Origin of the sequence: Pontivivens nitratireducens, assembly GCF_011290545.1 — a bacterium.
Lineage (GTDB): Bacteria > Pseudomonadota > Alphaproteobacteria > Rhodobacterales > Rhodobacteraceae > Pontivivens > Pontivivens nitratireducens.
In genome coordinates this window covers 2602184-2628234 of sequence record NZ_CP049811.1, presented here as the reverse complement: position 1 = coordinate 2628234, position 26051 = coordinate 2602184, and the positions used below count along the sequence as shown (strand labels likewise).

The 26051-nt window shown below is 57.5% G+C and carries 26 protein-coding genes and 1 riboswitch; of the genes, 25 read left to right on the top strand and 1 reads right to left on the bottom strand.

The features are described from left to right. Nucleotides 1-9 precede the first annotated feature (9 nt). The 3 genes from G8E03_RS12905 (at nucleotide 10) to G8E03_RS12895 (ending at nucleotide 3079) form a co-directional block, all read left to right on the top strand. Entirely contained in the window at nucleotides 10-873 is an 864-nt protein-coding gene (locus G8E03_RS12905; RefSeq protein ID WP_240910358.1) for a MaoC family dehydratase, read from the top strand. Nucleotides 874-1342: 469 nt separating this feature from the next. Continuing rightward, nucleotides 1343-2545: an acetyl-CoA C-acyltransferase gene (locus tag G8E03_RS12900; RefSeq protein WP_166192631.1), complete on the top strand. Its 1203-nt coding sequence runs from the start codon at nucleotides 1343-1345 to the stop codon at nucleotides 2543-2545. A 207-nt stretch (nucleotides 2546-2752) separates the two neighbouring features. Further along, complete coding sequence (locus G8E03_RS12895; RefSeq protein ID WP_240910357.1) at nucleotides 2753-3079, top strand: PaaI family thioesterase; 327 nt, start codon at nucleotides 2753-2755, stop codon at nucleotides 3077-3079. Nucleotides 3080-3211: 132 nt separating this feature from the next. Here G8E03_RS12895 and G8E03_RS12890 read toward each other — a convergent pair whose 3' ends face one another. Next, nucleotides 3212-4063 carry an IclR family transcriptional regulator gene (locus tag G8E03_RS12890; protein ID WP_166192626.1) on the bottom strand — a complete coding sequence of 284 codons (852 nt, stop codon included), beginning with the start codon at nucleotides 4061-4063 and terminating at the stop codon, nucleotides 3212-3214. Between the two features lie 278 nt (nucleotides 4064-4341). Here G8E03_RS12890 and G8E03_RS12885 point away from each other — a divergent pair, with 278 nt between their 5' ends. From G8E03_RS12885 to thiS, 22 genes are all read left to right on the top strand, one after another. Then, nucleotides 4342-4788 (top strand): MaoC/PaaZ C-terminal domain-containing protein, encoded by a 447-nt coding sequence (locus G8E03_RS12885; protein WP_166192623.1) that lies wholly within the window; start codon nucleotides 4342-4344, stop codon nucleotides 4786-4788. Nucleotides 4789-4957: 169 nt separating this feature from the next. Continuing rightward, nucleotides 4958-5737: an SDR family NAD(P)-dependent oxidoreductase gene (locus tag G8E03_RS12880; protein WP_166192620.1), complete on the top strand. Its 780-nt coding sequence runs from the start codon at nucleotides 4958-4960 to the stop codon at nucleotides 5735-5737. Between the two features lie 30 nt (nucleotides 5738-5767). Continuing rightward, complete coding sequence (locus tag G8E03_RS12875; protein ID WP_166192617.1) at nucleotides 5768-7453, top strand: AMP-binding protein; 1686 nt, start codon at nucleotides 5768-5770, stop codon at nucleotides 7451-7453. 34 nt (nucleotides 7454-7487) lie between these two features. After that, nucleotides 7488-8285 carry an enoyl-CoA hydratase-related protein gene (locus G8E03_RS12870; protein WP_166192614.1) on the top strand — a complete coding sequence of 266 codons (798 nt, stop codon included), beginning with the start codon at nucleotides 7488-7490 and terminating at the stop codon, nucleotides 8283-8285. 11 nt (nucleotides 8286-8296) lie between these two features. Then, nucleotides 8297-9478, top strand: coding sequence for an acyl-CoA dehydrogenase family protein (locus tag G8E03_RS12865; protein ID WP_166192611.1), 1182 nt, complete (start codon nucleotides 8297-8299; stop codon nucleotides 9476-9478). A gap of 10 nt (nucleotides 9479-9488) precedes the next feature. After that, entirely contained in the window at nucleotides 9489-10571 is a 1083-nt protein-coding gene (locus G8E03_RS12860; RefSeq protein ID WP_166192608.1) for an acyl-CoA dehydrogenase family protein, read from the top strand. A 61-nt stretch (nucleotides 10572-10632) separates the two neighbouring features. Further along, the gene (locus G8E03_RS12855) at nucleotides 10633-11793 is read left to right on the top strand and encodes an acyl-CoA dehydrogenase family protein (protein ID WP_166192605.1); all 1161 of its coding nucleotides are present in this window, start codon (nucleotides 10633-10635) and stop codon (nucleotides 11791-11793) included. Continuing rightward, a complete protein-coding gene (locus tag G8E03_RS12850) occupies nucleotides 11790-12854 on the top strand; it encodes an acyl-CoA dehydrogenase family protein (RefSeq protein WP_166192602.1) in 1065 nt (354 codons plus the stop codon). The genes G8E03_RS12855 and G8E03_RS12850 overlap by 4 nt, the downstream gene beginning before the upstream one ends. Before the next feature lie 12 nt (nucleotides 12855-12866). Beyond that, nucleotides 12867-13658: an enoyl-CoA hydratase/isomerase family protein gene (locus G8E03_RS12845; RefSeq protein WP_166192599.1), complete on the top strand. Its 792-nt coding sequence runs from the start codon at nucleotides 12867-12869 to the stop codon at nucleotides 13656-13658. Beyond that, on the top strand, nucleotides 13648-14844 hold the full coding sequence (locus G8E03_RS12840) for an acyl-CoA dehydrogenase family protein (protein ID WP_166192596.1): 1197 nt from the start codon (nucleotides 13648-13650) through the stop codon (nucleotides 14842-14844). The genes G8E03_RS12845 and G8E03_RS12840 overlap by 11 nt, the downstream gene beginning before the upstream one ends. Nucleotides 14845-14850: 6 nt before the next feature. Continuing rightward, complete coding sequence (locus G8E03_RS12835) at nucleotides 14851-15993, top strand: acyl-CoA dehydrogenase family protein (RefSeq protein WP_166192593.1); 1143 nt, start codon at nucleotides 14851-14853, stop codon at nucleotides 15991-15993. A gap of 37 nt (nucleotides 15994-16030) precedes the next feature. Continuing rightward, on the top strand, nucleotides 16031-17326 hold the full coding sequence (locus G8E03_RS12830; protein WP_166192590.1) for an ABC transporter substrate-binding protein: 1296 nt from the start codon (nucleotides 16031-16033) through the stop codon (nucleotides 17324-17326). A gap of 91 nt (nucleotides 17327-17417) precedes the next feature. Beyond that, the gene (locus G8E03_RS12825; RefSeq protein WP_166192586.1) at nucleotides 17418-18152 is read left to right on the top strand and encodes an ABC transporter ATP-binding protein; all 735 of its coding nucleotides are present in this window, start codon (nucleotides 17418-17420) and stop codon (nucleotides 18150-18152) included. Beyond that, nucleotides 18145-18849, top strand: coding sequence for an ABC transporter ATP-binding protein (locus G8E03_RS12820; protein WP_166192583.1), 705 nt, complete (start codon nucleotides 18145-18147; stop codon nucleotides 18847-18849). Before G8E03_RS12825 ends, G8E03_RS12820 begins: the two co-directional genes overlap by 8 nt. Nucleotides 18850-18867: 18 nt before the next feature. Then, nucleotides 18868-19728 (top strand): branched-chain amino acid ABC transporter permease, encoded by an 861-nt coding sequence (locus G8E03_RS12815; protein ID WP_166192580.1) that lies wholly within the window; start codon nucleotides 18868-18870, stop codon nucleotides 19726-19728. Nucleotides 19729-19751: 23 nt separating this feature from the next. Next, nucleotides 19752-20702 carry a branched-chain amino acid ABC transporter permease gene (locus G8E03_RS12810; protein ID WP_205793128.1) on the top strand — a complete coding sequence of 317 codons (951 nt, stop codon included), beginning with the start codon at nucleotides 19752-19754 and terminating at the stop codon, nucleotides 20700-20702. Next, the gene (fabG, locus tag G8E03_RS12805; RefSeq protein WP_166192574.1) at nucleotides 20699-21472 is read left to right on the top strand and encodes a 3-oxoacyl-ACP reductase FabG; all 774 of its coding nucleotides are present in this window, start codon (nucleotides 20699-20701) and stop codon (nucleotides 21470-21472) included. The genes G8E03_RS12810 and fabG overlap by 4 nt, the downstream gene beginning before the upstream one ends. A gap of 124 nt (nucleotides 21473-21596) precedes the next feature. Further along, on the top strand, nucleotides 21597-22685 hold the full coding sequence (locus G8E03_RS12800) for a CaiB/BaiF CoA transferase family protein (protein ID WP_166192571.1): 1089 nt from the start codon (nucleotides 21597-21599) through the stop codon (nucleotides 22683-22685). 103 nt (nucleotides 22686-22788) lie between these two features. Next, nucleotides 22789-23436, top strand: coding sequence for a TetR/AcrR family transcriptional regulator (locus G8E03_RS12795; RefSeq protein ID WP_166192568.1), 648 nt, complete (start codon nucleotides 22789-22791; stop codon nucleotides 23434-23436). Nucleotides 23437-23934: 498 nt separating this feature from the next. Beyond that, nucleotides 23935-24035: riboswitch (TPP riboswitch) on the top strand. A gap of 59 nt (nucleotides 24036-24094) precedes the next feature. Further along, nucleotides 24095-24895 carry a bifunctional hydroxymethylpyrimidine kinase/phosphomethylpyrimidine kinase gene (gene thiD, locus G8E03_RS12790; RefSeq protein WP_166192565.1) on the top strand — a complete coding sequence of 267 codons (801 nt, stop codon included), beginning with the start codon at nucleotides 24095-24097 and terminating at the stop codon, nucleotides 24893-24895. After that, complete coding sequence (locus tag G8E03_RS12785) at nucleotides 24895-25869, top strand: FAD-dependent oxidoreductase (protein WP_166192562.1); 975 nt, start codon at nucleotides 24895-24897, stop codon at nucleotides 25867-25869. The genes thiD and G8E03_RS12785 overlap by 1 nt, the downstream gene beginning before the upstream one ends. Further along, a complete protein-coding gene (gene thiS / locus G8E03_RS12780; RefSeq protein WP_166192559.1) occupies nucleotides 25853-26050 on the top strand; it encodes a sulfur carrier protein ThiS in 198 nt (65 codons plus the stop codon). The genes G8E03_RS12785 and thiS overlap by 17 nt, the downstream gene beginning before the upstream one ends. Nucleotide 26051: the final 1 nt, after the last annotated feature.

Below are 26051 nucleotides of genomic sequence, written 5' to 3'. Positions count from 1 at the left end.
GGAGGTCCCGTGGCGATTGTTTATGATGAACTCTTGAACCTAAGCATTCCTGATTCCGAACAGAGCTACACATGGAAAGATTCCATTATGTACGCTCTTGGGCTTGGACTGGGCCTTGATCCGAGTGATCCCGAGGAACTGACTTTCGTCTACGAAGAGGGGCAGAAGGTGCTGCCCACCCAGGCTGTGGTTCTGGCCCATCCTGGGTTCTGGATGCGCGATCTCGATACGGGCATAGACTGGGTGCGGCTGGTTGCAGGAGAATTCGACCTGACGCTGACCGCGCCGCTTCCGCCCGGTGGTACCGTGACGGGCCACAGTAAAGTGATCGATGTCTTCGACAAGGGGGAGGGGCGAGGTGCTGTGGTCCAATCGCAGCGCATTCTGACCGACAAGGAGAGCGGGAAAGAAATCGCAACGATCCGGCAATCGACTTTCTGCCGCGGTGATGGTGGTTTTGGCGGACCAGCACGCCAGCAGCCAAAGCCGCATCAGGTGCCGGACCGCGCGCCTGATCTGATTTGCGAGCTGCCGACTTCGACGCAGGGCGCGCTTCTCTACCGACTTTCGGGCGATCTAAATCCTCTGCATGCCGACCCCGCGGTGGCTATCAAGGCGGGTTTTCCCAAGCCCATTTTGCATGGGCTGGCCACGTTTGGCGTGGCGGGGCATGCGCTGCTGAAAGTGCTATGCGATTATCAGCCGGAACGATTTCGGCGCATCGGCGCGCGCTTCACAGCGCCGGTTTTCCCAGGAGAAATTCTTCGTACCGAAATCTGGCAAGACGAGGAGGGCGTTGCAAGCTTTCAGGTCCGCTGTATCGACCGGGATGTGGTCGCCGTCGGGCATGGCTACTTAGAATACGACACCTGATCCTGTGCTGCGGAGGCAGTGGACCTTGTGGATTTACCTATTCTTTCAATCTGGAGGGGCAGAATGAAAACCTGTGTGAACAAAAGGCTCCACATCCAGAATTCGGACATCCCGGGTGGCACGATTTGGATTGGGTGTGCGAATTTGCAGCGATTGTCTCCGACGCGGGAGGGTTTGGCGCTCTAATTGTACTGTCCGAACGCGCACCAAGAACAAGGCCGATGAAATCGGACACTACCCGAGGTATGAATTACAGAACACTAACAAAGAACCAGCTATTTTTGCTCACGAACGGAGCTCTTAACATATCTTGTCAAATTGCGATCATTTTGGGCAGATCACTGTTCGAGAAAAGGTTGGAAATTATTGCCATGCAGACCAATTTATATTGGCATCTTGCACATCATGACCGGGACCTGGCGACCATGGCATAGATAATCAAACTCAGACAGAGAGGATAAATGTTATCATGAGAAGCGCCGTTATCGTTTCCACTGCCCGCACCGCAATCGGCAAAGCGTACCGGGGCGCATTCAATGACACTCAATCTCAAGCTCTCGGAGGTCATGTGATTGCGGCTGCCGTTGCTCGTGCTGGCGTTGATCCGGCCGAAATCGACGATGTAGTGCTGGGCGCAGCGCATCAGTATGGCGCCACCGGCAGCAACATTGCACGGCAGAGTGCGTTGCGTGCGGGTTTGCCCGTCAGCGTCCCCGGCATGAGTGTGGACCGCAAATGCTCCTCCGGTTTGATGGCCATCGCCACTGCGGCCAAGCAGATCACCGGTGACGGTATGACCACTATTGTCGGCGGTGGACTCGAGGCCATTTCTCTCACTCAGAACAAACACGCCATCAAATACCGGGCGCAGGATCCTGAACTGGCGGCCCGCCTGCCGGCTGTTTACATGAGTATGATCGAAACGGCCGAGATCGTTGCGGATCGTTACGGTGTGTCGCGCGAGGCGCAGGATGCTTTTTCGCTGCAATCACAAAAGCGCACGGCCGCGGCCCAGGCGGCAGGGCGGTTCGACAAAGAAATCGTGCCGATGACCACCTCAATGATCGTCAAAGACAAGGTTACCGGCGAAAGCTCTGTTCGCGAAGTGACTTTGGATAAGGATGAATGCAATCGGCCTGGTGCCACGGCAGAAGGACTGGCTGCCTTACAGCCGGTCTTTTCGGACGGACAGCAGGTTCCGCAGGGCAAGTTCATCACTGCGGGTAATTCCAGTCAGCTTTCTGATGGTGCGTCGGCGTGTGTGCTGATGGAAGCACGCGAGGCGGAGCGCCGCAATCTTGAGCCGCTGGGGATCTACCGTGGGATAGCGGTGGCCGGATGCGAACCCGAAGAAATGGGGATTGGCCCGGTTTTTGCTGTGCCCAAGTTGTTGCGTGCCCATGGTCTGAAAATGGACGACATTGGCCTTTGGGAACTGAACGAAGCGTTCGCATCGCAAGCGATCTACTGTCGCGATCGGCTGGGGATTCCCAACGAACGGCTGAATGTCAACGGCGGCGCCATTTCAGTGGGACATCCCTACGGCATGACTGGCTCGCGTCTGACCGCACATGCGCTGATCGAAGGCAAGCGGAGAGGTGTGCGCTTCGTCGTAATTACGATGTGCGTTGGTGGCGGCATGGGCGCGGCGGGCTTGTTCGAAGTTGCCTGAGTTGCGGTCCGCAACACTACTGCCACTTCCGGGCACCGGCCAGCGACGGGTCAAAGGGGCATGAACTGTTTGAATAGCGGAGGGATTAAGTTGTCACTAGGTGAATCGGATGCTCCACCGGAGGGCTTTATCTTGTTCTCAAGACGCGGCAATGCCGAAAGCGTTCTTGGGCCATACTATTGGCGTATACAGGATGGCCATCGCGCCATGGGTTTCCGTGTAAAAAGCCACCACTTGAATCGGAATGGGGTATGTCATGGCGGTGTGATTTCCGCCTTTGCTGACGCGCAGAGCGCCATCCTGAAAATCGGAACGGAGGTTGATTGCTTCGTTACGCCGACGATCAACCTGACCGTTGACTACATTGCCCCCGCTCGGGAGAAAAACTGGATAGAAAGCGCTCCGGTTTTAGTGAAGAAAACGAACAAATTGCTGTTTGTCGCGGCAAATATCTCGGTCGACGGCGGGATCATCGCGCGCATGAATGGCATATACAAGATCACTTCGACACTCGTTCCGGAGGTATCCGAGTAGGTGCGATGGGGCCTCCAGCGCTGTACTCGTCGAAGGCTGATCGTAGATTGCTGTGCTACCCAAAGTATCCCCGCTTGGGTGAGCGTGCTCTACATTATAGTGAGAGGTTACCAGGAGATGGGGTCGTCAAGATTACGAGGATTTCTTTCCCAGGCGGGCTGCAGGGAACTGAGGTGCGGCCTGACTGGTGCTGTAATGCAATTCCTGTAACTTCTTCGATATTTTTTCGCCGGTCGTCGTTGCCAATTCGATCAGCGTGGACATGTCCTCGGGCTTGGAAATCGCCTTGCGTCGCACCAGGCAAAGGCTGGCGATGACTGCATTTGACGAGCGGAAGATCGGTGCTGCGATCGCTATCACTCTCTGGTCAAAATCGGCTGCTGCATCGTAACCGGTTTTGCGGATGGCTTTCAGGTTTTGGGAAAACTCATGCCAGTTCTCCCCAAGACCTGCCTTGGCAATTCCAAGCGGGTTGCTGAGAAGTAAATTTCGCAACTGATACGTTGGAAGATGGGCCAGGATAATCCGCGATGGTGGTCCGGCAAGTAGCGGAAACGAACGCCCGCGCTCCATTTGCAGTGTCAGTTCTTTATCCGCCTGATCGACGTAGATGGTAACAGCGCGATTACCATAGAATCCACTGAGAATCTGGGCACCGACAAAGGGTTTGGGCAGTTCATTCATGATCGGCGGGGCAACGCGCAAGAGCGGGTCGCCAAGGCGGATACGGCGATCCATCTCAATGAAGCGCGGGCCAAGCGTATAACCACCTCCCGCCGTTGCAACAAGATAACCAGCATCCGAAAGCGATTTGATATACCGATAGGTTGTTGCTCGGGTCAGCCCTAGTTCGGTCATCAGCATTTCGGTGGACCAGATCGGTTGTTGGCTGGTGAAAAATTCCAAAATTGCCAGGGCCCGGTCGACGCTGCTGCTTGCCCTCTTGAACACCTCCAGAGCTCTGCTTTTCGCACTTACCGCCATCTGTCGCCCTTACGTGTAACCCCGCGCCTGCCTGTTTCTGAGAGCGCAACAGTACTTAGTCAAGCTTTGACGGGGGCGATGTGAGGGCGCGTGATGTCACTGGCAGATGGCAACTTTCCTCTGAAAGTTTGAGGGCATTTTTTGGGACCACATGGGTACATATCGAACGCTTGACAGGTTGGGCACGTTCAGGGGATAAATACCAAGCGATTGATAGAATCGGTTGGCGGAATGAATGCAATCTTTGCAGAATTCGAAAATCAGGGAGGTTTGTAACAATGGTGCTGTTCTACGAAGATCTGCACGTTGGCCAAGTGTTTGAAAGTGTTGGCCGTACGGTCACTGATCATGACGTGATGACTTTCGCGGGCATTTCCGGTGACTTCAATCAGCTACACACGGATGACGAATTTGCCAAAAAATCAAACTTCGGCACCCGTATCGCGCATGGCGTTCTGATACTTGGTATCGCGACTGGCCTTACTCAGCGAATGGGTATTTTCGATGGTTCGGCAATTGCCCTGCTTGGGTTGGAGTGGGACTTCAAAGGTCCCGTCAAGATAAACGACACCATTTATTTGCGGATGACGATTGGTAGCTTGCGCGAGTCCAAGAAGGGTGATCGTGGCATCGTGGTGCGCGACTATGAAATTCTCAATCAACATGAAGAAGTGGTTCAGACTGGCAAAATCACGGTCATGATCCGCAAGCGACCGAAAGACTGAGCATTTCTTCAGGCTGGGGTCCGCTGTCCCAAGTTCGACAGTGTCTGCGTGCAGAATGGTGTCCAGCCAATTTGGTGAATTCGATCTGGCAGCCCGGGATCCGTCCATGGAGCAATGCCTATTCGGAACGATTGCAAGCAGTTGCCACTATCATGGAGATCAAAATTAAATGGACGACAGAGCGAACAGATTGAAAGACAAGGTCGCAATTGTCAGTGCCGCTGCAGGTGCGGGAATGGGTCAAGCCGTTGCCCAACGTTTTGCCCAAGAAGGCGCGGAAATAGTTGTTACCGACGCCCATGAAAAGCGCGTGGCAGAAACCGCCGAGAAGCTTTCGGACGAGTTCGGGCGCAAAGTGCTCGGGATGCGCGTTGATGTACGCAATAAAGAAGAAATGGAAGCCTGTGTTCAGGCCACGTTAGATCAGCATGGTAAAATCGACATCCTTTACAATAACGCCGGGATCAACAAGCTGGCACCGGTCTGGGAGTTGGCCGATGAAGATTGGCAGCTGGTGCAGGATATCTGCTTAGGCGGCTGCTTTCGCTTCTCACGTGCCGTATTGCCGCACATGATCGCGCGCAAACAAGGCGTCATTATTAATATTGCGTCGATAGCCGGATGGCATTCAGATACCGGCGGTGGCGGTCAGGCAGCCTACGCGGCCGCCAAGGCTGGCGTAATGGGATTGACCCGCGCCACAGCTGCCGAAGTTGGGCAGCATGGTGTGCGTGTCAACGCGATCGCACCCGGCCTGATCTACAACCCGTTTCTTGAACGCATCTATGACAAACCATGGTTTGCCGAAAAGGCCGCAGAAACGGTCCTGGGCCGTATGGGGCGCCCCGAGGATGTGACCGGCTTGGCGGTATTCCTGTGTAGCGAAGACGGTAGTTTTATCACCGGCGAAACGCACTGCGTAAGCGGTGGTCGTTATATGCATGCATGACACAAGTCTGATTGCAATGCTCAGGGAGGAATGAGCGAGATGTCGTTCGGAAGTGAACAAATGGACAGTCGGGCGGCCGAATATCGGCAGCTAGGATATTGGAAAGACCGCCTGTTGATCGATTATATTGATGAACACGCTGGAAACGTTCCGGATAAAGTGGCCATCGCTGACAACCGCAGTAGCTTGACCTACAGTCAGCTGGTCCAAAAAACCGAGAATCTTGCCGCAGCATTGCTGAAGCTCGGCATAAAGACTGGCGATGTAGTAGCGGTTCAGTCGCCGAACTGGGCCGAACTTCCGATCGCCCATCTTGCGCTTGACCGTATCGGGGCAGTTTTTCTGCCAATCCACGACGGTTTCCGTAGCGAGGAGATGACTCTTGTTCTCGGTGCGTCAAAGGCCGTTGCGCTGATCCTGCCTACTACTTATCGCGACTTTGACTATCGTGCATTGGTAGACAGTATTGCCCCAGATCTGCCTGCGTTGCAGCACCGTATTGTTCTGCGGGGCGAACCGCGCGGAACCGAGTTGTCTTTCGATGCGCTTTGTAGCGACGATGCCTGGCGTGATGACAAGGGCCAGGCTTGGCTGCGTCAGCACCAGGTGTCCGCGAATACGCCGCTTCAGATTATGGTTTCCTCCGGAACCACTTCCATCCCGAAGTGCAGTATTTACAGCGACAACTGTATGGCCTTCAAGCTGTTGAGCCAGTATGGCAGTGTTGCGACGCAGATGACCGACAAAGACATTGGTGCGGCGATCGCACCGGCTGGCACCGGTGCCACGGGCTACAACTATCCGATCATCGCGCCTCTTCTGCACGGCGGCTCTACGGTATTGCTGGAACACTGGAATGGCAAACATCCCGAAGAGTCGTTCGCGCTGATCGAAAAGCACCGTTGCACCTTCGCCGTAGTCATTCCCACCCAGTTGGTGAAAATGATCCGCTCGCCATTGGTCGGGGAATACGATCTGAGCAGTCTGCGTTTCATTTCCAATGCAGGGGCGAAGCTGGAGTCATCGGACGCGGAAACGGCAGAAGAGATTTTCAGCTGCCCGGTCCAGACCATCTACTGCGCAACGGATTCTGGTGTGCCAACCATGACACGGACGGCCGATCCGGCCGAAAAGCGCCGCACCGCCGGGCATGTGTTGCCGGGGGAAGAGCTCAAAATAATGCGCGAAGACGGCTCTGCCGCCCCGGATGGGGAGGCTGGCGAAGTGCTGTGGCGCGGGGCGAATTCCAGTTACGGCTATCTGACCGGGAACTCGGAAATGGACAAGGCCTGGGACTCTGAAGGTTGGTTTCACAGTGGCGATCTGGGCACGCTTGATGCTGATGGCTACCTGACCATCGTCGGCCGCAAGAAGGATATGATCATTCGCGGCGGCCGCAACATCAACCCGGCGCAAATCGAAGAGGTTCTGGTCCGGCACCCAGACGTGACCGAAGCGGCGATCGTTGCGGTTCGAGATGCGGTGCTGGGCGAGCAGATTGGCGCGGCGATCGTCGCTGCTCCGGGCAAGTCGGTGCCGCAACTGGGCGATCTTACCCGGTTTGTCGTGGACGCCGGGCTGCCGAAATGGTGCCAGCCCGAATACCTTCTGGCTATCAGTGATCTTCCGCGCAACGCCGGCGGTAAGATCGACAAGCTTAAATTGTCTGAAGAGTTCGAGAAGCTCGCAAAATCCCCAGCCTCAGAACTGCGATGATCTAAGAATTGGAAAAAGGAAAGGAAATCTTCTCATGAGCACACAAGAATACGAAGACATTTTGTATGAAGCTGGCAATGGCGTCGCCCGCATCACGATCAATCGGCCAAAATCGCTGAATGCGCTTAGCGGTGTGACCATGGTCGAACTGACCAGGGCAATCGAGCGTGCTGGCAATGACGCCTCTGTCGGGGTGATCGTGCTGACTGGCGCCGGTGACCGGGCCTTTTCTTCGGGCGGTGACGTGAAGTGGGAAAAGGAAGGTGGCTTGAAGGACAGGCATGTGGGCGTCAACCCGCGTGCAGTGCATGAGGCTATCCGCCATTGCGGCAAGCCGGTTATCGCGGTCGTCAAGGGCTATGCGATTGGTATGGGTAACCACCTCGCCTATTTCTGTGACGTGACCATTGCCGCCGACAATGCAATCTTCGGCCAGAACGGCCCGCGTGTCGGCAGCCCGGCAGAAGGCTGGTTGGTGACGTATGCGCAGCGTGTTGTCGGTGTGAAGAAAGCACGCGAAATGTGGATGCTTTGCCGGCGCTACACCGCCGAACAAGCGCTGGAGATGGGTCTGTGCAACGTCGTTGTACCGCTGGCCGATCTCGAAGCCGAGGTTGATCGGTGGTGTGCGGAGATCAACTCGCTCAGCCCGACGTGCCTGAAGATCGTCAAGGCGTCGTTCGACGCGGATATCGACTATCTGCGTGATCCTTCGCCAAACCATTTTCAGAAGATGATGGCACCAGATTTTTATGAATCGGAAGAATCCAAAGAGGGTGCCGAAGCCTTCTTCGAGAAGCGTGCTCCCGATTTCATGCAATTCCGTCGTTAAGGAGAAGATTCATGCGCCTTAGGGATTCCAGTGAAGAGGCCACCTTTCGAGCTTACGTTCGAACTTGGCTTGGCGAAAACCTAACCGATCAGTGGCGGCAAGACTATGCCTCGCTGGAAGGCCGCGAGCGCATTGATTTTCTGAGAAAATGGCAAGGCCAGCTCTACGAGGCCGGCCTTGCTGTGCGATCCTGGCCCAATGCTTACGGGGGCAAAGACGCTCCGTTGACAGAAGATCTGATCGTGTTCGAGGAACTCGCAAACCATGATGCACCTCCGGATGTCTTTCGCATCGGGGTGCGGATCATCGCGCCAATGCTGATGAAACTGGCCCGCGCCGATCAGCGTGAAACTTATGTACCGCGCATTGCCGACGGGCGCGATCTGTGGTCGCAGGGTTTTTCCGAACCGGCCTTCGGATCAGATCTTTCGGCGCTGACAACACGGGCAGTCCGTAAGGGCGATAAGTTCGTGATCAACGGCCAGAAAGTGTGGAACACCTATGGCCACTTGGCCGATTATTGCCTTCTGCTGGCCCGCACCAACCAGAACGCACCACCGCACAAAGGGCTTTCAACCTTCGTCGTGCCGCTGACGACCAAGGGGATCGATATCCGGCCGCTGCGCCAGATGAACGGCCAACAGGATTTCAACGAGATCTTCTTTGACGATGTCGAAATCGGCGAGGAAGCTCTGGTGGGTGAGCTCGACGGTGGCTGGAAGGTAGCCATGACCATGCTTGACTTCGAAAGGCGCGGCATCTCGGTGCTCGGTTTCGGGTGTCGGCGTTTGTACGAGAAGCTGATCGCCTTGGCCCGCGTCACTCGCACACGGGATGGGGATCAGAACCTGATAGATCTTCCCGACGTGCGCGAAAACATCGCAAGGGTAGGAGTGCAGGCGCGTATAGCGGTTCTGAACAATCATCGCTTCGCGGCAATGCACAGCGAAGGCAGCGTGCCGGGGCCGGAAACCTCGGTGCAGAAGCTACACACTACCGAACTGAACAAGACCATGCACGCGTTGGCGTTGGATCTGATCGGCAGGGCCGATCTTACAAATCCGCAGGTTCGAAAAAGCTTTTCATCATGGGAGCGTGAATATCTCACGTCCTTCGGCATGACCATCGCGGGCGGCACCTCGCAGATACAGCGCAACATTATCTCCGAGCGTCTGCTCGGACTGCCACGCTGAGGAGTTCCAGATGCAATTTTCGTTCACTGAAGATCAAGAAATGATCCGGCAATCGGTCCTGGAACTCGTTGCAAGGGCTTGCCCGATATCTGAAGTCCGGGCTTTCGGACAGTCGGAAGCTGCTTACTCGGACAGACTCTGGCAGGACCTGGCGGGTGCGGGCTTTCTCGGCGCTTTGATCCCCGAAGCCCATGGCGGGTCGGATCTGGGGATGCTTGAAGCCGGGATCGTGCTGGAGGTGCTGGGAGGCGCGTTGGCATCGGTGCCCTATCTTTCAACTGCTGTGGCAGCCGCTGATCTTATCGGCCGCCTGGGCAGCGAAGCGCAGAAGGCGCAATGGCTTCCTAAGATCGCCGCGGGGCAAATCAGTGTCGCGGTCGCCGGTTGGCCCGAGGCGGCGTCTGTTTCCGGCGATGGACAGATTCAGGGCAACTGGGCTCCGGTCGTGAACGCGGCGGGCGCTGATTTACTGCTTGTTGTGCTGAACGACGGGGGGGCCAATGCACAGGTAGCTGTTCTGGAAAACAGCAACGCCGATGCCATGGTTGAGGAATTCCCCACCATGGACAGCACCCGCCGTTTTGGGGCGTTAAAATTGACGGGAACCGTTGGTGAACGCCTTGAAAAGCCGCTTGATCCCGCTGGTCAGGCGCGGCTCGGGGCTATTCTGGCTGCGGGAGCTGCCGGTGAGATGATGGGGGGCGCGGCGCGCGCGATGGACATGGCCACGAGCTATGCCAAGGAGCGCATCCAGTTCGGTCGGCCCATCGGCACCTTCCAGGCGATCAAGCATATGCTGGCCGACCAGCTTGTAGCACTTGAAGGGCTGCGTTCAATCGTCTGGTACGCGCTTTGGTCTATCGATCACGCCCCCGAGGAAGCACTGCTTGCGGCCGTTACTGCAAAGGGGGTCGCCGATAAGGTCGTGTTGCAAATAGCGAGCGAGAACATTCAGGTTCACGGGGGCAGCGGCTTTACCACCGATATCGACGCTCATCTTTACGTGAAGCGAGCACAACTTGACCGGATGATCTGGGGGCCGCCGAGCCACCACACCGACCTTCTTGAGCAAAGACTGGCGGAGTCGGCATGAAAAATTCGGCCCCGCAACAACTGCCCGCAAAGGGCTATCGCCCAGAGATGGAGTGCCCGCGATGAGTTGGGATGTGCGTTTCACACCAATTGTTCTCAGCGAGCGTTGTGAGACGCTGCGCGGCGAAGTACGTGACTTTCTCACCCAGCAGCGCAAAGCAGGGATAATTCCAGAAGTGCCGACCCGGGTCGGTATGGATTATTCGGCCGACTTCAGCCGAAGCCTCGGAGAGCGCGGTTGGCTGGGCTGGCGTTGGCCGAAGGCTTATGGTGGCCATGAGGGTACGGCGCTGGAACGTTATGTCATCACTGAGGAGCTGCTTGCCGCAGGTGCCCCGGTGCGCGCCCATTGGGTGGCTGACCGCCAGTCCGGCCCGGTTCTGTTGACGTTCGGAAGTGAGGCGCAGAAGCAGAACTATTTACCGCGGGTCGCTGCGGGCGAATGCTTCTTCTGCATCGGACTCAGCGAGCCAGATTCAGGCTCGGACCTTGCGTCTCTGCGGTGCCGCGCGGAAAAGATAGATGGCGGATTCCGGATCACCGGCACCAAGCTGTGGACCAGCAACGCGCATCGTGCGCATTATATGCTGGCGCTGTTCCGCACAGCCCCTGCCACCCCAGAGAACCGCCGCAGCGGACTGAGCCAGTTCATTGTCGATCTGAGCACGCCCGGTATCGAGGTCCGCCCAGTTTTGAATCTGGCTGGCGAGCACGATTTCAACGAGGTGCATTTCGACGGTGTCGAAATACCCGACGACAGCCTTGTTGGCACGCTGCATATGGGCTGGCGGCAGGCCAGCGCTGAACTGGCCTATGAGCGCAGCGGACCTGAGCGTTGGCTTTCTACCTACCATCTATTGGCGCGGTTGGTAGAGACGCTAGGGCCAGACGTGTCCGAAGATATCCGCACCCAGATCGGCGAATTGCTGGTCGATCTGGTGACACTTCGGCAGATGTCGCTTTCGGTCGCGGGGATGCTTGAGGCCGGGCAAGAGCCAACAGTTCAGGCTGCGGTTGTCAAAGAAATCGGCACCCGTTTCGAGCAGCGCATTCCACGCGTCGCGCACCAGCTTCTGAGCGCCAGGTCGGACTACGATGATCAGGACAATACTGTCCGGGATCTGCTGGAACATGCCATTCTCTGGTCGCCGGCATTCACCATTCGCGGGGGTACGACGGAGATCCTGCGCGGTATCATAGCTCGGGGGCTGGGTTTGAGATGACCGATTTATCTGACATGATTGAAACCACGGTCGAGCGTATTTTCACGGATCACCTGGACGATTCAGCTCGCCGCAAGGTCGAGGCTGGTGGCTGGCACGAAAAACTGTGGCAGGCTCTTGACGAAGCTGGGATGCTTGATGCGCTTGCAAGCGGCGAGGATGGCCGTTTTTCGGGTCTTGGCGATGCCTGCACCGTGCTGCGCTCGGCTGGGGGGCATGCCATTCCCGCGCCGGTGGCCGAAACGATGGTAGCGCGCTGGATCGCGGGTGCCTGCGACTTTGATCTCGACGGAGGCGCGGTGGCGGTTTTGCCGACCCGACCCGACACACGTCTCACGGCACAGCGCAAAGGGGCAACACTGGTGCTTGGCGGCAGCGAACAGCGGGTTCCCTGGCTATCTGCTACCACGTCGGCAGTGGTGTTGGCGCAAACCGACAAGGGCCCGGTAGCTGCACAGGTAAATATTACCGAAGAAATGCGCAAGGATCGCAAGTCGATCGCCAGCGAGCCGCTGTCATCGGTATGTCTGGACGGGGTGGCGGCGCAGCAGTGGGTTGATCTTCCCAAGGGCGATATCGTCGCCTGCGAAGATGCACCCAGGATGCTGGCGTTGCTGCGAAGCATGATGATGGTTGGCGCCGCGGAGCGCATCGTCAGCATGTCGGTCGCCTATTCCGCAGACCGGCAGCAATTCGGTCGCCCGATCAGTAAGTTCCAGGCAGTACAGCAGAATCTATCGGTGCTTGCCGCCGAAACAGCGGCCTCTGCTGCGATAACGGATGCGGCGGTATCCGAGATAATGCGGCGCGGTGAGTGGACCGGGCTTGCTGACGCTGCATGCGCGCGCATTCGTCTGATGAGCGATGAAATCGCCCGTATCACACATCAAGTGCACGGTGCCATCGGTTTCACCCAGGAATACGCGTTGCACGATCTGACGCGGCGCCTGTTCGCTTGGCGCGACGATTACGGCTCCGGAAATGACTGGGCGCAACGACTGGGCACGCAGGCCTTGAATGTTGAACGGCACGAGCTGTGGCCGCTTGTGACATCACTCTAGGAGGTGCTGGCAATGAACGATAAACTGATTTTTCGTACTGACGGGCCGATCGCTACGATCCAACTGAACGCCCCTGAAACGCGCAACGCGTTCACGGTGGAAATGATTGACGAATGGCTTGAGGCGCTTCAGGTCTGCCGCGACGACGACCGCATCCATGTGATCGTAATGACCGGGACCGGCGACAGGGCATTCTGTTCGGGAGGCGATGTCGGGCGCATGCGTGACCCGCGGGATTCAACGGCGGTGGGGCGTAAGTCCAAGCTGTACGACCACATCCTTCAAATCCCGATGCTGCTTGAGACGATTGACAAGCCCTATATCGTCGCGGTGAACGGGGCGGCGACCGGTGCCGGCATGGATATGGCGCTGATGGGCGATATCCGTTTTGCCGCGCAAAGCGCCCGTTTTGGTGAAACCTACGTCAAGGTCGGGCTGGTGCCCGGTGATGGCGGGGCTTACTATTTGCCGCGCCTGGTGGGTATTCCAAAGGCGTTGGAAATGTTCTGGACCGGCGACTTGATTGACGCCGACGAGGCACTGCGGCTGGGAATCGTCAACCGGGTGTATCCGGACGCGGATCTGATGTCCGAAACTTATACATTCGCCGAGCGGGTCGCCGCAGGGCCTACCCTGGCGGTCCGCATGACCAAGCGCATGGTGTATCAATGCGCAAATATGGAACTTCGAAGCGCGCTTGATCTGGCTTCGTCGAACATCGGTGTCGTAGCCACCAGCGAAGATCATGGGGAGGCAGTGCGCGCTTTTGTCGAAAAGCGCGCACCGGTGTTCCATGGTCGCTGAATCCAACACAGAAGATAAAGGCTTCGGCGGTATTGACCAGGCTTTCCACGATGAGGTGGCGCAGTTCGTTTCTGCGAACTTGCCCGCTGACATCGCACGAAAGGTTGATATCAATGCGCCGCTCAATAAGGATGATTATGTCCGCTGGCATAAGATCCTGCATAGCAAGGGATGGGCTGCCCCATCCTGGCCCGTGGAATACGGCGGCACAGACTGGTCCCTAGAACAGCGTCTAGCTTTCGAGGAGATTTGTGCCGAACATTCTGCGCCCCGGTTGCCGCAATTCGGCGTCGGGATGCTGGGGCCGATCCTGATCAGTCGTGGAACCGACGAGCAGCGCAAGCGCTATCTGCCGAAGATACTGTCGGCTGAAGAGTGGTGGTGTCAGGGTTATTCCGAACCCGGTGCCGGTTCGGATTTGGCGTCGTTGAAGACGCGGGCCGTGCGCGAAGGGGATGAATACGTCGTCACCGGAAGCAAGATCTGGACCACTTACGCCCATTACGCGGATCGAATGTTCGCACTTGTGCGCACCGATTCCAGTGGCCGGAAACAGCAGGGAATAACTTTTCTATTACTCGACATGCGTTCGCCCGGCGTGTCAGTGCGCCCGATCACAGGCATCAACGGACAGCATGTCGTGAACGAGGTGTTTTTCGACAATGTCCGGGTTCCAGCCAAGGATCGGGTTGGTGAGGAAGGTGAAGGCTGGGCTGTCGCCAAAGCTCTTCTAGGCCATGAGCGAACAGGGATCGCTCGGGTCGGGTTCTGCAAGAAACAGTTCGCTTTGCTGACCCAGATCAGTTCGCGGCTTGATATCACAGGCAAACGGCTTCTGGACGATCCGGTTTTCGCGCAAAAGCTTGCTGCGCTTTCTGCCGACATCGAGATATTGGAGTGGACCAACCTGCGCGTTTTGGAAGCCGTAGCCAACAACCGTGGCAATGGTAGCGAAGCGTCGGTTCTCAAGGTGATCGCTACAGAAACTCAACAGCGCATAACTGAACTTCTGTTTGAGGCAGCGGGACCCGCGAGCCTTGATCTGGCAGCGGCGGACGGACCATTGCCAGAGGAAGACTCTGCCTACGTTTCTTCCTTCTACTTCGACTGGCGCAAGGCATCGATCTACGGAGGATCCAACGAGATCCAGCGCAATATTATCTCGAAAACAGTGTTGAAGGACTGAACGGGCATGCAGCTTTCATACAAAGACGAAGAGATGATGCTGGCGGATCAGGCGCGACGCTACCTGCAAACTGAATACAGTTTTGAGCGGCGACGCACACGGCAGGCAGATGGCGGGCACGATCCGAAGGTGTGGCGCAGCTTTGCCGAGTTCGGTTGGCTGGGGCTTGCCTTCGCTAATGATTACGGAGGAATCGGGCTTGGGGCCGTCTCAATCTTGGCTCTGGCCGAGGAAATGGGCCGCGCCTTGGTTCTGGAACCCTTTCTGGAGGCGGTGATCGAAGCCGGAACGCTTATCGAGACGGGCGCAGCGCCCGAACACGCAGCGGCGCTTATTAAGCCAATCATCGCGGGTGATAGCATCGTTCTGCTTGCTCATACCGAAGCAGATGCACGATTTCATCCACATCACGTAGAAGCATCCGCGACCGAAAAGGGCGGGAGTATACGGCTGTCCGGGCGCAAGAACCGGATCGCCCACGCCCAGATTGCAGATACCTTTATCGTTTCTGCGCGGGAAACCGGTGGGCCGCGCGACGCTCAGGGGATCAGCTTGTTTGTGGTTCCTTCGGATCGGGTAACCATCGTCAATCCCGCAACTCCGCTGATAGATGGCACGTGGGCGAGCGACTTGGTGCTCGACGGAGTTGATATTCCAGTTTCGGCACGGATTGGAGCGGCAGGTGCGGCGGCGCCCATCCTGGAAGCGGCGCGTCATCGCGCCATTTTGGGCATGCTGGGAATGTCGGTCGGTTCAATGACCGCACTTGTTGAGCAGACCGGGCAATATCTCAAGACTCGGGAACAGTTTGGTCAGCCTTTATCAGAGTTCCAGATCCTTCGTCACAAGCTTGCTGATATGGCGATCTGGACCGAGCGCGCACGTTCGGCCGCATGGCTTGCTGCAAATGCATTGGCAGGGGTGAGCAATACTCAACATACGCGGCGCAGCATTGCTGTGGCGAAGGCGGAGTGTGCCGTTGCCGGTAGGATGGTGGGGCAAACTGCAGTGCAGTTACATGGAGGCATCGGCACAACGGAAGAACTCGAAGTCGGACATTACTTCAGGTCTCTAGAATCTATGGGGGTGCGATTAGGCGACCGTACCTATCATCTGGCAGAAATCGCCGGAAAACTCGGCACAACATGAAAAGCCGAAAATAGCCAAAAACAAGGGAGGAAACGAAATGACTAACTACAAAAAAAGTGGATGGCATTTTAACACGGGAGGAATTTCGCGAAGAGCTGTGCTGGCCGGTTCGGCGACCGGAATGGCTGCAGCAGCACTGGGTATCCGCCCCGCAATGCCGCAGAGCAGCGATCCGGTGAAGATCGGGTTTGTGTTCCCATTCACCGGGCGGCTCGCATCCTATGGTGAATCCGCAGGGCCTGGCGTGGACCTGGCTATGAAAATGATCAACGAAAGCGGTGGCATACAGAGCCTTGGCGGTGCCCCGATTGAAGTGTTCCGCGGTGACGACCAAGGAGATGCCAAGCTTGCCAGTTCCGAGATTGAGCGACTGGTTGCGCGCGAGAAGATTTCGGGATTGATCGGCGTTTTCTCGAGCACCGAGGCGGTGTCGATCGGCACTATGGCAGACCAATACGAAATTCCGTTCCTGTCTCCGGCGTGGACTACCGCAAAGGCGTTCACCATTGGGTCGACCTATTCGCGGACATTCAACCTCACCGGTGAGTCCTTCGCGACGGGCGGTGTATCGATGCTGAAGTATCTAAACGATGAGAAAGGCATGAATGCCAAGAAGGTCGGACTCATCTACGACGGCAGTGAATATGGCCGCGGCGTGGCCGACCTTATCAAGGAGAACCTCGAGGGTAGCGAGTACACTGTTGTCCAGGACCTTCCCTACACTGCGCCGATTACCGATTTCGTTCCGCAGGTATTGCGCTTGCGTGATAGCGGTTGCGAGGTGCTGATGGCAGCACAGTATTACCAGGAAACGGTTTTGTTGCTGCGCGCGATGGATTCGCTCGATTTCCGGGTCCCCTTTGTAGGCTGTGCGTCTGGCTTTTCGGATGCTCGTCTGCCGGGCAGCTTGGGCAGCGCAATCGCCGAGCGCACTCTGGGGGCACCAGTTTTCGGGCCGGTCGCCGTCTCGGATCTGGTTCCCTATGAGCCGCTACAGGCCTTCCTGGACCGGGCGCGGGCCGAAGGTTACACTTTCGGTTCGGACGGACTGGACGTGAATTGGTTCGTGCTCGGCGCGCAAGCTCTGTTCATTTACAAAGCAGTGCTGGAAGCGGCAGCAAGTCGCGACGGCAAGGACATCAACGATACACTTCTGTCGATCCAGATCCCGCGCGGATCGGATGAGTTGATCGTTCCATTCTATGACCCAGAACTTTCCTGGGAAGAAACCGGTCGACCGCTGAACCAGGTTGTTCCGTATATCCAGTGGCAGGACACCGAAATGAAGATGGTTTATCCGCCGGATATCGCAGCGGCGGAAGTGAAACTTTAGTCCGAGACGACGTGTGCCTTTGGAAGCGCAGTATAGTTTCGCTGCGCTTTCAATAACAACGGAACATATGCAGGTCGGGAGGTAACAAGCCATGCTGCCAGAAAAAACAGACGGCCTTCGCGTCGAACATGTGACGCAGCGATTTGGGGGATTGCTGGCACTGGACGATGTCAGCTTCACCTCGGAGAGAAACCGGATCACCGGGCTTATTGGCCCGAATGGTTCCGGCAAAACTACGATGTTCAACATTATCAGCGGGTTCATCAAACCAACTGCCGGACACATTTACGCTAATGGTGACGACATTACCCGCCTCGCGCCGCACCAGATGGCGGCGCATGGCATCGGGCGGACGTTCCAGATCCCCAAGCCGTTTGCCTCGATGACCGTCAGACAGACCATCGAACTTGCTTCGCGGGCAAATCCCAAGACCGGTCATTCGGACCCTGCAAGCATCGCGCGTGAAGCAGGGCTGGGCGACAAGCTTGATCTGTATCCGGGCGAGCTGACCACAACAGACCTTCACTCGCTTGAACTCGTCAAGGTGCTTGCCACCGGCGCGAGCTTCGTGCTGCTGGACGAGGTGTTCGCGGGGCTTAATCCCTCGGAAATCGAGCACGTCACGCAACTGATCCGTCGTTTTGCGGATCAGGGGACGTCGTTTCTGATCATCGAACACAGGATGCGCGCAGTGATGGCCTTGTGCGATCACGTCCATGTTCTGCTCTATGGAAGGCTCGCAAAATCGGGGACGCCGATCGAGGTGACGCGCGACCCGGAGGTCATCGAAGCCTATCTTGGTGCGGAGGCAATCGAACATGCTTGAACTCAAAGGTTTGGTCGCTGGCTATGGCGGGGTGCGCATTCTACACGACGTGTCTCTGACAGTAGGCGCCACCGAGATGGTCGCCTTGCTTGGCAGCAATGGCGTCGGAAAATCAACCGTGATGAAAACGATCAGCGGGCTTTTGCGCTCTACGGAGGGCTCGATCAAATTCGAGGGGCGCGAGATTTCCCGCACCTCGCCCGAGGACATCGTCGAGGCGGGGTTGGTTCTGGTCCCGGAAGGGCGGCGGTTGTTCAATGGCATGTCAGTGCAGGACAATCTTTTGATCGGCAACACTGTGCGCCACGCGCTGCCGAGAAGAAAGGAATTGCTCGATAAGGTTTTCGAGTTGTTCCCGGTTCTGGCATTGCGGCGATTGCAGGCGGCAGGAACTCTTTCGGGAGGAGAGCAGCAGATGGTGGCCATTGGTCGCGCGTTGATGGCGGCTCCAAAGCTGCTGATGCTCGATGAGCCGTCTCTGGGTCTTGCTCCTGCGCTGACGCATCAGGTTTTTGAGGCGCTTCGCGTTCTGAACAAAGAGCCGCTCGCAATTCTCGTGGTCGAGCAGAATGTTTCAATTGCGCTCGCGGCTTGTGAGCGCGGCTATGTACTTGAGGATGGCTCAATCACCGTCAGCGACACCGCCGAAGCGATGCGCAAGGACGACGGGATCCGCAAAGCATATCTGGGCATGTAGGGTAGGACGGAAACCACTATGGATACTTTTATTCAAGGACTGGTGCAGGGCCTAGCGATCGGCGGCATCTACGGGCTGATCACGATGGCATTAACGGCTGTTTATTCCGTTACCCGCCTGTTGAATTTTGCGCATGGCGATCTGATGGTCATTGCCATGTATCTTGCGCTGACCGGGGTGAGATGGCTGGGAGTTGATCCCTATTTGTCCATTCTGGTCATTGCACCGTTGATGTTCGGATTTGGAATGGTGTTGTTCCACCTAATCTTCGAACGGGTGCTGCGAGCGCATGTGCTGCTGGTGGTACAAGTCACGCTTGGGCTGGGCTTTGTCATCCAGAGCGCACTTCTGATGATCTTTTCAGCCAACTACCAGACCGTACAATCGTTCCTGACGGGCAAGAAGATCGTGCTCGGGCAGATTGTGTTTCAGGCGACGTTTCTTGTCGCTTTCGTGGTCTCGGTAATGATGGCCCTGTTGTTCTTCTGGATGCTGAACCGGACGACTTTTGGTCGCAAGGTGCGGGCCGTGGCCGAAGACCCGACCGCGGCATCGCTGTGCGGGATCAGCGTGCGTTGGGTGCAGATGATTGTGTTTGCTGGCGCACTGGGGACGCTCGGGATCGTGGGACCGCTGGTCGCGCCAGTGTTCATCGTCGAACCAACGCTTGGTTTGCATCTCACATTGGTCGCCTTCATCGTCTTGATCCTCGGTGGCGTGACCAACTTCATCGGAACATTCGTTGCAGGGGTTATCATCGGGCTCGCCGAAGCCTTGGGTGGATTGTATATGAATCCGCCCGAGTTTGCCGGCATCCTGCCCTATGGAATCTTCATCCTGTTCCTTCTTGTTCGTCCTTCTGGCGTATTGGGCCGTTAATCATGAAAAAATACATACCTATTATGGTTTTCTTCGTTTGCGGTATCATCTTCTCAATGGTCGCCGATAACTATTGGCTGGACATTATGGTGTTCGCACTTTGGTATGCGTATCTGTGCGTGACCTGGAATATCATTGGGGGGTTTGGGGGCCAGTTCACCTTCGCACACCCGGTCTTTGTAGCCATTGGCGGCTATACATCATCACTGCTGTTCATCCATCTCGGGCTCAGCCCTTGGCTGGGGATGTTTGCCGGAATGGTACTTGCGGCGCTCCTTGCAATACTTCTTGGGTGGATCAATTACCGACGCCGTCTGCCGCATCTGACGTACGCACTGATCACGTTGGCAATCACCTTTGTTGCAATCATCGTGCTGCGTTCATCGCATTTCCTGGGTGGCAGTGAAGGAATATTCTTGCCACGAGGCAACGACCCGCTGACGTTCCGCTTCTTTAACAAGCAGGTTTACTTCTGGATCATTCTCGCAGCGACTTGTCTTGTGCTTGTTTTCGTTACTTGGTTCAGCCGCTCCATGACGGGGTTCAAGCTAACGGCACTGCGCGACAACGAAGACGCGGCGGCAATGCTGGGCATCGACCAGTTGAAGATGGTGGCGACGTATAGCGCGATTTCTGCCGCGCTTGGTGCTTTTGGCGGAACCTTCTACGCGCAGTATCTCTTTGTGATCGATCCAACGGTCGCCGGTTCACATCTTGCGGTCGAGATTATCCTGTTTACCGCGATCGGCGGCATGGGCACGGTTTGGGGGCCGGTCCTCGGGCCGCTCGCCATGGTCGTGCTCATTCGCTACCTCAATGCGGAGTTCGTGAATATTTCCGGACTCGGCCAGGTGGTCTATGGGGTCATCATTATCGTCGTGCTCGTGGTTCTCAAAGATGGTGTCGTGAGTTGGGGAGGCAAGAGGCTCGCGCATCAGACGTCGAAACTGAAGATGCGGGAGAAAAGACAATGACCCATAATACAAAACCGCGCGTATCGGTGATAACCGGTGCGTCAGGTGGCATCGGTGTTGCCATTGCACGAGAATTGGCCCGGACCGGCGATCATGTGGTGCTGCTGGACGTGAATGTCGAAAATGCGCGCGTCCAGGCCGAAAGGATCCAGGCTGAGTACGGAGGTGGCACGCTTGCGATGGCCTGCGATGTCACCGCGCGCGAAAGTGTCGAAACGGCGCTGGCTGAGGCGGCGAGCGCATTCGGCTCAATCGATGTGCTGATTAACAATGCCGGCATCACGCGAGATAACCTGCTGTTCAAGCTTGAAGAAGACGAATGGGACGACGTGATCGGGGTGCATCTGAAGGGTGCCTACCTTTGCTCACGCGCAGCGCAGCGCTATATGGTGGAACAGCATTACGGCAAGATCGTAAATCTGTCCTCGACGTCGGCGCTCGGCAATCGCGGGCAAGCAAACTATTCGACTGCCAAGGCCGGACTTCAAGGACTGACCCGCACGTTGGCGCTTGAGCTGGGGCCCTTCAATATCAACGTAAACGCCGTGGCGCCCGGTTACGTGGATACCGAAATGACGCGCGCCGTTGCCCGGCGTCTGGGAAAGGACCCCGAGGCGTACAAGGCAGAGCGCGCCGCCACAATCCCGATCCGGCGGGCGGGTGAGCCAGAGGACATTGCAGCGTTGGTGCAATTCCTGTGCTCGGATCGCGCATCCTATGTCTCCGGACAGATTATATACGCCTGTGGCGGTCCTGAAACGCGGCGGTAAGGAGAGTAATAATGACAAGACGATCAATCGGCCACACCAAGAAATCCAAACAGGGGCGCATTACGGTCGAATGTTGCAGTCATGCTAATCGGATAGATGCAGCCATGAAGACCGAGATTCCGGAATGAGTGCTGCAGCACAATCGCGCCCGTTCGGTGGCGCTCTGGAGGGGCTTCGCGTTGTTGATTTCACCACCCTGCTGCCTGGTCCACTTGCGACGTTGATCCTCGCTGAAGCGGGTGCGCATGTTACCAAGATTGAGGCACCGGCAGGCGATCCGCTGCGCGCTAACCCCCCGCATGTGCAAGGTACTCCGGTTTCGTTTGCTTTGCTGAATCGCGGCAAAACCTGTCTGAGCCTTGACTTGAAAAGCAAAGATCAGCAGGCCCGAGCCGAGCAGTTGATCTTGCAGGCCGATATCGTGGTGGAACAGTTTCGTCCCGGTGTCATGGCCCGCCTCGGTCTGGACTATGCCGCAATGAGCGCGCGCAAACCCGATTTGATCTATTGTTCGATCACCGGCTATGGCCAGGATGGCCCGGATGCGCAGCTTGCGGGACACGATCTAAACTATCTGGCGCGCGCCGGTATCTTGTCGCTAAGTGGCGATGACCAGGGGCGCCCGGCGATGCCACCAACGCAGATCGCCGATATTGGCGGCGGGGCGCTTCCCGCCGTACTGAATATTCTGGCAGCTGTTGTGCAGCGCGAACGTACCGGCAAGGGTGCCCATCTGGATGTGGCGATGGCTGAAAATGTTCTCGGCTGGACGCATGGCAGCTTTGCGCGCGCGTTGAGCGGCGTGCCTGAACCTGGCCCAGGAGAAGGCCGCCTGTTCGGCGGTTCGCCGAGATACCGGATTTATGAAACCGCCGATGGCCGCTTCCTTTCAGTAGCGCCACTGGAAGAGAAGTTCTGGAAAACCTTCTGCGCAACGATCGGATTGGATTCGGAGCGCATCGCTGAGCTTGGCGAAGGCGCGGACCTCATATCCGAAATCTCGGAAATTCTTGGCCGCAAGACTTGCGCAGAGTGGGTGACGCTCTTCCAGGGCAAGGATGTGTGCGTGGAGCCTGTGCGAGGCATGAGCGAGGTGCTGAATGATGCACATTTCGGTGCCCGTGCAGTCTTTCAACAAAAACTGGAAGCTGTCGCTGACGGAACGTTTTCCGCACTGCCCGTTCCGCTTGTAAAAGGTTTGAGGAGATGTTAGGCGAGCGCGGCTGTCTATCCTGCGTTTTTTGCGGAAATGTCCAACTTCTAGTCCGTTGGAATGGGTATTCAGCAGGAAGAGTACAATATAACTGGGCAACGGCATGTCTGACACATTGCTGTCAGCGCAGCGCTCGAAGAACGTAGAGCCGAACGTGGATCAATCCGAAACATCAGATGTAACCCCGCGACGGCAGGCTATTCTGGATGCCGCAGCACGGCTGTTTTCAGACCAGGGATTTTCCGGCACCACCATTCGCCAGATCGCTGAACACGCGGATATGGAATCTGGCAGCCTTTACTATCATTTCCGCTCAAAGAACGCGATCCTGCAGGAGATCTTGGTCTTTGCCATAAGCACCACTGCCAGCGAAGTCCGAGAGACAGTGGCCGCGCTGCCCGAGGGAACCAATCCGCGCATGAAGATAGAGGCCGCATTGCGTGCGCATCTGCAGGCTCTGCACGACCACATCGAATATACCTCCACGAATGGCCGTTACAGCGGGCAAATTCCTGCTACCGTGCATATAACGGTGCAGCCGCTCAGGCAAAAATACAGTGATTTTTGGCTGGAGTTGCTTCGCGAGGCCCAGGAAGATGGGGCGATCCACGAGAATCTGAACCTCTCGCTACTGCGCCCGCTTATCCTGGGTGCCTTGAACCATACAATGGATTGGTATGACGCGAAACGCGGTAACATCGACGAATTGTTCGGCATTATCAAGATAATGACCAGTGGTATATGGAAGTGAGTGGTAAGAGCTTGAGGATCAGGCAGCTCTGAGTTGCCCCACTGTAAGTCTGCCATCCAGGTCACCGACTGATAATTCCGAAACCAGATGCGTAGTGATGCGAGCTGCACGAAGGCGAGGAAGGTGTCGTCGCGTTTGTCGTATAGCGTGGCCAAAACGCGGAAGTGTTTGAGTTTTCAAAAGAACCTATCAACTTGGTTGCGCTGTTTGTAACTCTCGGCATCGAAGGCTGAGTGGCGCTTGCGGGGTGGCATCAGCCGGATGATGCGATCTAATTATGAAGATTCTCAGAGGTAAAATCTGACTTTTTACCGCTGTATTGTGAAGAGGTTTTACAGGACTGGTAAACTCTCAAAAAAACAGCGTATAGCGGTTCGCTCTGTTGGCTCTTTCTATGGCTCCAATTCTTCCTCAATCCGGAGCCTCCGAAAACCCGAGGCGATTTAGGATGTCTGCCGCCGCGGCTTGCAGGGCGACCCGTCGGCTGTTAGCATTCAGACAAATCCGTTGGGGTGCCCTGTTCAGGGCTGAGAGGCGCAAGCTGACCCATCGAACCTGATCCGGACAATACCGGCGTAGGGAACGGAGCATGATCTGACGCGGCACGATACCGTTGCCTCTAGATCTTCCTCCACCTGTCGCTGTGGAGGTAATGAAGATGTCACACCCATCCGCAATGACGATAGCAGGCTCCGACAGTGGTGGAGGCGCCGGGATTCAGGCCGACCTCAAGACGTTTTGCGCCCTCGGGGTTTACGGGACCAGCGCCATAACCGCGATCACGGCACAGAATACGCGCGGTGTCATCGCTATCGAGCCTGTTTCCCCCCGGACGGTTTCGGCGCAGATCGCCGCCGTGCTCGACGACATTCCGCCGATGGCGATCAAGATCGGGATGCTCGGATCGCCGGACATTGTGGCCGCCGTTGCCGCCGCGATCGAAGGCTATGATGGCCCTGTCATCCTCGATCCCGTCATGGTTGCGAAGTCGGGGGACGCGCTTTTGTCCCAAGAGGGGGAGGCGGCGCTGGTTGAGCTGCTGCTTCCACGTGCGGATGTTCTGACGCCGAACCTGCCCGAGGCCGCGCGTCTGCTGGGCAGCGCCCCCGCGCAGGACGCGGCGGAGGTGGTGCGTCAGGGCAGGGCGCTGCTTGACCTTGGCGCGCGGGCGGTGGTGATGAAGGGCGGCCATGCCGAGGGGGCGACCTGCATCGACCGGCTGGTGACCGCATCGGGGGTCATCACGATGGAGCAGCCGCGCTGCATGACCCGCAACACGCACGGGACAGGATGCAGCCTGTCGTCGGCGATTGCGGCCGAACTGGCAAAGGGGGCGAATGTCGAGGCCGCCGTGCGGCGGGCTCAGGTCTGGCTCCATGGCGCGATCCGCGCGGCTGACCGACTGGATATTGGCAGTGGCCACGGCCCTGTGCATCATTTCCATGAGGTCTGGCCGTGATGCAGGCGCGTGTCATCGGTGCCGGGGTTGCAGGGCTTTGCGTCGCGACGGAACTGGTCGCGCGCGGTTGCGAGGTGACGGTCTTCGACCCTTCGCCACGGCCCGGGCCACATGCCTGTTCGTGGTGGGCAGGGGGAATGCTGGCCCCTTTCTGCGAGGGTGAAACCGCCGAGGAGCCTGTCGTGCGCCTCGGCCAGAGCGCGGCGGATTGGTGGGCGCGGCAGGGCGTGAGCGTGGAGCGGCGGGGCACGCTGGTGCTGACCCTGCGGCGCGATCGGCGGGAACTGGACCGCTTCGCCCGGCGCGTGGCGCAGCATGAGACGCTCGACAGCGCCGGGCTGGCAGCGCTGGAACCTGACCTTGAGGGACGCTTCGATCGCGCCTTGCACGTGGCGGATGAGGCGCATCTCGACCCGCGCGCGGCGTTGCGCCATCTTCGCGCCCGGTTGGAGCACGCTGGCGTTGCCTTCGTGGCTGAGCCGGGCCACGCGAAAGGGCTGACCTTCGATTGTCGCGGCCTCGCCGCGCGCGATAACCTCAAGGATCTGCGCGGGGTAAAGGGTGAAATGGCCGTTCTGCGCAGCGCCGATATTCGCTTGACGCGCCCGGTCCGGCTGCTGCATCCGCGCTATCCGCTTTATGTAGTGCCTCGCGCGGACGGCCTGTTCATGCTGGGCGCCACCCAGATCGAAAGCGACGACGTAAGGCGGACCGTGCGCTCGACCCTCGAACTGTTATCGGCGGCCTATGCGTTGCATCCGGCCTTCGGTGAGGCTGAGCTGGTCGAAGTCGGCGTTGATGCTCGCCCCGCCTTTCCTGACAACCTGCCTCGCCTGGTGCGGCGGGGTGAGACGATTTACGTCAACGGTCTGTTCCGACACGGCTTTCTGCTCGCCCCCGAATTGGCGCGCGAAGCGGTGGAGGCAGCCTGTGACGGCAGCAAACCGGAGTTCTGGCATGAAGATCATGATTAACGGCACACCGACCGAGACGCGGGCAGAGATGCTTGACGCGGTTCTGGAGGAACTCGGCTTTGGCGATGCCAAGGTGGCAACAGCCGTCAACGAGGATTTCGTTCCAGCCTCGCTGCGTGGGCAAACGGCGCTGGCACCCGGCGACCGGGTGGAGATCGTCACACCCCGGCAGGGGGGCTGAA

Bases quoted from the DNA above. Each gene is read 5' to 3' on its own strand.
- G8E03_RS12810 (WP_205793128.1), top strand. From the start codon at position 19,752: ATGGTTTTCTTCGTTTGCGGTATCATCTTCTCAATGGTCGCCGATAAC.
- G8E03_RS12850 (WP_166192602.1), top strand. From the start codon at position 11,790: ATGACCGATTTATCTGACATGATTGAAACCACGGTCGAGCGTATTTTC.
- G8E03_RS12895 (WP_240910357.1), top strand. From the start codon at position 2,753: ATGGGTTTCCGTGTAAAAAGCCACCACTTGAATCGGAATGGGGTATGT.
- G8E03_RS12820 (WP_166192583.1), top strand. From the start codon at position 18,145: ATGCTTGAACTCAAAGGTTTGGTCGCTGGCTATGGCGGGGTGCGCATT.
- G8E03_RS12835 (WP_166192593.1), top strand. From the start codon at position 14,851: ATGCAGCTTTCATACAAAGACGAAGAGATGATGCTGGCGGATCAGGCG.
- G8E03_RS12860 (WP_166192608.1), top strand. From the start codon at position 9,489: ATGCAATTTTCGTTCACTGAAGATCAAGAAATGATCCGGCAATCGGTC.
- G8E03_RS12885 (WP_166192623.1), top strand. From the start codon at position 4,342: ATGGTGCTGTTCTACGAAGATCTGCACGTTGGCCAAGTGTTTGAAAGT.
- G8E03_RS12785 (WP_166192562.1), top strand. From the start codon at position 24,895: ATGCAGGCGCGTGTCATCGGTGCCGGGGTTGCAGGGCTTTGCGTCGCG.
- G8E03_RS12890 (WP_166192626.1), bottom strand. From the start codon at position 4,063: ATGGCGGTAAGTGCGAAAAGCAGAGCTCTGGAGGTGTTCAAGAGGGCA.
- G8E03_RS12900 (WP_166192631.1), top strand. From the start codon at position 1,343: ATGAGAAGCGCCGTTATCGTTTCCACTGCCCGCACCGCAATCGGCAAA.
- G8E03_RS12800 (WP_166192571.1), top strand. From the start codon at position 21,597: ATGAGTGCTGCAGCACAATCGCGCCCGTTCGGTGGCGCTCTGGAGGGG.
- thiD (WP_166192565.1), top strand. From the start codon at position 24,095: ATGTCACACCCATCCGCAATGACGATAGCAGGCTCCGACAGTGGTGGA.
- G8E03_RS12880 (WP_166192620.1), top strand. From the start codon at position 4,958: ATGGACGACAGAGCGAACAGATTGAAAGACAAGGTCGCAATTGTCAGT.
- fabG (WP_166192574.1), top strand. From the start codon at position 20,699: ATGACCCATAATACAAAACCGCGCGTATCGGTGATAACCGGTGCGTCA.
- G8E03_RS12855 (WP_166192605.1), top strand. From the start codon at position 10,633: ATGAGTTGGGATGTGCGTTTCACACCAATTGTTCTCAGCGAGCGTTGT.
- G8E03_RS12830 (WP_166192590.1), top strand. From the start codon at position 16,031: ATGACTAACTACAAAAAAAGTGGATGGCATTTTAACACGGGAGGAATT.
- G8E03_RS12815 (WP_166192580.1), top strand. From the start codon at position 18,868: ATGGATACTTTTATTCAAGGACTGGTGCAGGGCCTAGCGATCGGCGGC.
- G8E03_RS12845 (WP_166192599.1), top strand. From the start codon at position 12,867: ATGAACGATAAACTGATTTTTCGTACTGACGGGCCGATCGCTACGATC.
- G8E03_RS12875 (WP_166192617.1), top strand. From the start codon at position 5,768: ATGAGCGAGATGTCGTTCGGAAGTGAACAAATGGACAGTCGGGCGGCC.
- thiS (WP_166192559.1), top strand. From the start codon at position 25,853: ATGAAGATCATGATTAACGGCACACCGACCGAGACGCGGGCAGAGATG.
- G8E03_RS12870 (WP_166192614.1), top strand. From the start codon at position 7,488: ATGAGCACACAAGAATACGAAGACATTTTGTATGAAGCTGGCAATGGC.
- G8E03_RS12825 (WP_166192586.1), top strand. From the start codon at position 17,418: ATGCTGCCAGAAAAAACAGACGGCCTTCGCGTCGAACATGTGACGCAG.
- G8E03_RS12795 (WP_166192568.1), top strand. From the start codon at position 22,789: ATGTCTGACACATTGCTGTCAGCGCAGCGCTCGAAGAACGTAGAGCCG.
- G8E03_RS12865 (WP_166192611.1), top strand. From the start codon at position 8,297: ATGCGCCTTAGGGATTCCAGTGAAGAGGCCACCTTTCGAGCTTACGTT.
- G8E03_RS12840 (WP_166192596.1), top strand. From the start codon at position 13,648: ATGGTCGCTGAATCCAACACAGAAGATAAAGGCTTCGGCGGTATTGAC.